The following is a 1,900-nucleotide window of genomic DNA, read 5'->3' as shown; positions in this document are numbered from 1 at the left end:
TTTGATCGTGATCGTCGTTTCCGAGCCGTCCGCCGCCGCGACCTTCCAGCTATCGCCGACCTTGCGATCCTCGTTCGCGGCGCAGAAGGGCTTGGCGCCCGCCGCCGGCGGAGGCGTCGTCTGGGTGTAGCAGGTCTCGCCGCCGTTCACGGCCCAGGTGCCGCTCACGGTATTGCCGTCGGCAAGCTTCGTCGAATAGGTGCCGTCCTGATTGACGAAGGCCTGCACATCGCCCGTCTTCGGGTTCGAGAGCACGACCGTGTTGCCGTAATAGCTCGCGAGCGGATCGCCCGCGAAAGCCGAGCCTGTGAACGCGACCAACGCAACCGCCGTCAAAAAGAAAATGCGCATATCCATCTCCCCAAGAGTTTTTATCGACGGCGATTCTGCGTCCGTCGGGGGCGGATGATCGCATGCGAGGTTCGGCTCGCAAAGAGCCATTCCGCAGCCGGAATTTCCGGCTGCGGAACTCACATTATTTATTCAGGAAATTGAGCGGCAGACCCGGCGTCTCCCACTCCATCGACAGCAGTCGCCCCGTCGAGGACGCGGTGATATAGGCCGTCTTCAGGTCTTTGCCGCCGAAGCAGATATTCGTCACGAGGATGTCGTCGATCGGAACATGCTTGTTCTTGCCGTCCGGCGCGAAGATCGTGATGCCGCCATTGAGGATCGTCGCAACGCAGATATTGCCCTTCGCATCGACCGCGAGCGAGTCGAAGAAGGTATGCCCCGGCGCGGCGCCGACATAACGGCCCGGACCGCCCGGTCCGGTCGGCGGCGTCACTTCGCCCGGTGCAACGATATCGAAGGCGAAGAGACGCGCCGAATAGGTATCGGCGACATAGACGACCTTCTCGTCGGGCGAGAGGCCGACGCCGTTGGCGCTGAGGATCGGGAAAGCGACTTCCTTGATCGAGGAGCCGTCGATCTTCGCGTAGTAGAGACCGCCGCGATACTGGATGCGGTCCTCATGCTTGCCGTGGTCGGTGAACCAGAAACCGCCTTCCTTGTCGAAGACGATATCGTTCGGACCGATCAGCGGATTGCCGTTGCATTCGGTGTAGAGCACATCGACCTTGCCGGTCTTGAGATCGACGCGCTCGATGCGGCCGCCGGAATAATTCGCCGGCTTGCTGCCGGGGATCGTCAGGCCGCCGAAATCGTGCCACTCGAAGCCGCCGTCGTTGCAGACATAGCAGGCGCCGTCCGGCCCGATGGCCGCGCCGTTCGGACCGCCGCCCAGATCGGCGATCACTTCGTTCTTCCCGTCTGGCGTCACGCGGGTCAGCGTGCCGCGCTTGATCTCGACGAGAATGATGCTGCCGTCCGGCATGGCGATCGGGCCTTCCGGAAATTGCAAGCCCTCGGCAATCAGCTTCGGCTGAGACATAAAATCCTCCCTGTCTTGTTTTTCGTCGTTTTTCGATGGCCGCCATTCTGGCAATGGCTTCCATGAAGAGCAATGGCCTCAGCCGCGATGGCCGATCGCCAGCGCGGCACGCTCGACCGCGTCCCGTCCCGAGAGAAACGCGCCCTGCACCGTCGAAAACCATGATGGATGCACCGCCTCGCCGGCGAGGAAGATGCGCTCGCCGACGGGCTCCGAAAGAATAGGCCTCGCCTCCGCATGGCCCGGCAGCGCGCTCGCATAGGCGCCGAGCGTGTGCGGGTCCCCGCTCCAGGCCGTTGCCACCGCTTTCTCGACCGATCCAAGGATCGAGGAGCCGAACATGTCGGCGATGGCGGATTTTGCCATGTCGACCATCGCCGCTTCGCCCTCGCGTTCCATCTCGTCGGCAAAGCGTCCTCCGAGATAGGCGATGGCGAGCTCGCTGCCGAAAGGCCTGATCTGGAAGCTCACCGCATGGCGCGCCGGATCGCGTTCGTCCATCAGCGA

Annotated in this window: 3 protein-coding genes; all 3 read right to left on the bottom strand. The window is 62.9% G+C overall.

Annotated features, from left to right (window positions below; all coding sequences use genetic code 11):
- Window positions 1–351 (bottom strand): hypothetical protein (locus VMR03_RS14045; RefSeq protein WP_325406259.1); only part of this gene is annotated, 351 nt, incomplete at its 3' end.
- Between the two features lie 124 nt (window positions 352–475).
- Window positions 476–1,393: an SMP-30/gluconolactonase/LRE family protein gene (locus VMR03_RS14040; RefSeq protein ID WP_325406258.1), complete on the bottom strand. Its 918-nt coding sequence runs from the start codon at window positions 1,391–1,393 to the stop codon at window positions 476–478.
- Between the two features lie 78 nt (window positions 1,394–1,471).
- The coding region (locus tag VMR03_RS14035; RefSeq protein ID WP_325406256.1) for an FAD-dependent oxidoreductase at window positions 1,472–1,900 on the bottom strand (429 nt) is incomplete at its 5' end.

Source organism: Parvibaculum sp. (assembly GCF_035511255.1).
GTDB lineage: Bacteria > Pseudomonadota > Alphaproteobacteria > Parvibaculales > Parvibaculaceae > Parvibaculum.
This window is presented reverse-complemented; position numbering and strand designations above follow the sequence as displayed.